Source organism: Mesorhizobium sp. M7A.F.Ca.CA.002.15.2.1, from assembly GCF_003998715.1.
GTDB classification, from domain to species: domain Bacteria; phylum Pseudomonadota; class Alphaproteobacteria; order Rhizobiales; family Rhizobiaceae; genus Mesorhizobium; species Mesorhizobium ciceri.
In genome coordinates this window covers 1-2,447 of record NZ_RZPI01000778.1, presented here as the reverse complement: position 1 = coordinate 2,447, position 2,447 = coordinate 1, and the positions used below count along the sequence as shown (strand labels likewise).

Annotated in this window: 2 protein-coding genes; both read left to right on the top strand. The window is 63.4% G+C overall.

Annotation, left to right across the window (positions count from 1 at the left end; all coding sequences use genetic code 11):
* Positions 1 to 1,629, top strand: a 1,629-nt coding sequence (locus ENZ74_RS29125; RefSeq protein WP_164761292.1) for a molybdopterin cofactor-binding domain-containing protein, incomplete at its 5' end; no start/stop codon positions are given.
* Positions 1,626 to 2,234: a hypothetical protein gene (locus ENZ74_RS29120; protein ID WP_063169180.1), complete on the top strand. Its 609-nt coding sequence runs from the start codon at positions 1,626 to 1,628 to the stop codon at positions 2,232 to 2,234. The genes ENZ74_RS29125 and ENZ74_RS29120, both read left to right, overlap by 4 nt.
* Positions 2,235 to 2,447: the final 213 nt, after the last annotated feature.

The following is a 2,447-nucleotide window of genomic DNA, read 5'->3' as shown; positions in this document are numbered from 1 at the left end:
GAAGTCAGGCTCAAGGACCGGGCCGACTGGAAGCTGCTGGGAAAGCCGCAGAAGCGCATCGACATGCTGGCAAAGCTCACCGGGGCGCCGATCTTCGGCATCGATGTCCGGCTGCCGGAGATGGTCTACGGCACGGTCAAGATGAGCCCGCGCTTCTGGTCGAAGCCGGTCAAGGCGGACCTCTCCAAAGCCGAGAAAATGCCTGGGGTGATCAAGATCGTGCTGCTCGAGACGAATTACGGCCATGGCTTCGGTATCATCGCGAATAATACATGGGCAGCATTCAAGGCGGCCGAGGCGATCGACGCCCAGTGGTCCGATCCTGAATATCCGCTCAGCAGCGCCGCCATTTCAGATGTGCTGAAGCAGGCGCTTGCCACCAAGGGGTCGGTGATGCGCGACAATGGCGATGTCGAAACCGCCTTTGCCGACGCGCCGCGCGAAAGCATCATCGAGGCAGACTATGCCGTGCCCTATCTGGCGCATGCGACGATGGAGCCGATGAACGCCACGGCACAGTTCAGGGACGGTGCGCTCGACATCTGGTGCGGCAACCAGGCGCCGACCCTGGTGCGGCAGCTTTGCGCCAACGCGGTCGGCATCGAGCAGGACAAGATCAATGTGCACACCACCTTCATGGGCGGCGGTTTCGGCCGGCGCGTCGAGATGGACTACGCGCTGTGTGCCGCGCTGATGGCGAAGGAGACGGGCGGACGCCCGATCAAGGTGACGTGGACGCGTGAAGAAGACATGCGGCACGACGCCTATCGGCCGGCTGCTATCGGCAAGTTCCAGGCGCGGCTCGGTGACGATGGCATGCCGATCGCGGTCGACATGAAGATGGCCTCGCCATCGGTGATTGCCGGTACGCTGCGCCGGCTGTTCCCCTCGGTATCGCCGCTCGGTCCCGACAAGACCATTGTCGATGGCGCCTATGACCAGCCCTACACGATCCCGAATTATCGGGTCAGGGGTATCGCGGCGCCGGTCTCCATCCCTGTCGGCTCCTGGCGTTCGGTCGGCAGTTCGGTCAACGGCTTCTTCCATGAGGGCTTCATGGACGAGATCGCGGTCGCCGGAAAAATCGATCCGGTCGAGATGCGCAAGAGACTGATGGCCGCCTATCCCTCGGCGGTGAAGGTGGTCGAGAAAGTCGCCGCGATGGCGAAATGGGGCGAGGCGCTGCCCGCCGGCAAGGCCAAGGGCATGGCCTTCACGCTGTCCTTCGGCAGTTGGGTCGGCGAGATCGTTCAGGTGGCGGACACGCCGGCCGGCATCCGCATCGAGAAGGTGTGGATCGCCGCCGATGTCGGCACCGCGCTCGATCCCGGCATCATCGAGGCGCAGTTGATTTCCGCCGCCATCTACGGCCTTTCGGCGGCGATGGGTCAGGAAATCACCTTCGCCGACGGCATGGTCGAACAGTCGAACTTCCACGATTTCGATGCCATGCGGATCTTCCAGTGCCCGGTCTTCGAAGTCGCCATCCTGGAAAATTTCCACAAGATGGGCGGCGTCGGCGAGATCGGCACACCGCCGGCGGCTCCAGCACTCGCCAACGCCATCTTCGCGCTCACCGGAAAGCGCATCCGCACGCTGCCGCTGTCGAAAACGGTGGCCTTCGCATGAAGAAGCTCCTCATCATGCTGACGCCTGCTGCCATGCTCGTGCTCGCAGCGCCGTTTGCGATTGCGCAAGAGAGCCAGACGCCGGCGCCGGCGACCGTCGACGCGGCGAAAGGCCTGCCCGAATGGGACAAGGTCTATGCGGTGTTCTCGCATCCGCGCTGCGCCGACTGTCATGTCGCGGACGACCGGCCGCGATGGTCGGGTGCGCACTATCGCGGTACGCGCGTTCACGCCTTCAATGTCCAGCGCGGTGCTGACGGGTCGGGCTTCGGCAATCCGGGCCTGCGCTGCACGACTTGCCATTTCTCCAGCAATTCCAAGGCATTGCACGGGCCGCCCGGGGCCGAGAACTGGCATTTGGCGCCGGCCGAGATGGCCTGGTTCGGCAAATCCTCGGCCGAAATCTGCGCCCAGATCAGGGATCCCCTGCGCAATGGCAACCGCAGCTTGAAGGACATCGCGCTGCATGTTCGCGACGACAGATTGGTCGCCTGGGGCTGGGCGCCGGGGCCGGATCGTGAACCGGCTCCGGGCTCTGCCGAAGCGACCTATCAAGCGATCGAAGACTGGGCCGCGGCGGGCGCATCTTGTCCGCCGGGGCAATGATCTTGCAACTTTCAGACTATATTGCGGTGCAACTTTGATGTAGAAGCGCGCTTCGCCGATCACGGCAAATTGAACACGGCTTGGCGCGCACCCATATCGGCGACGCGCCCGCGTTATGAGGACGCTGGCCGAACCCGCAGTGGAAAACAACGACGATGCCGAGAATCAGGTTTCACAAGCTTGCAGCCATTGTTGTGCTCATTGGTTTCGCGG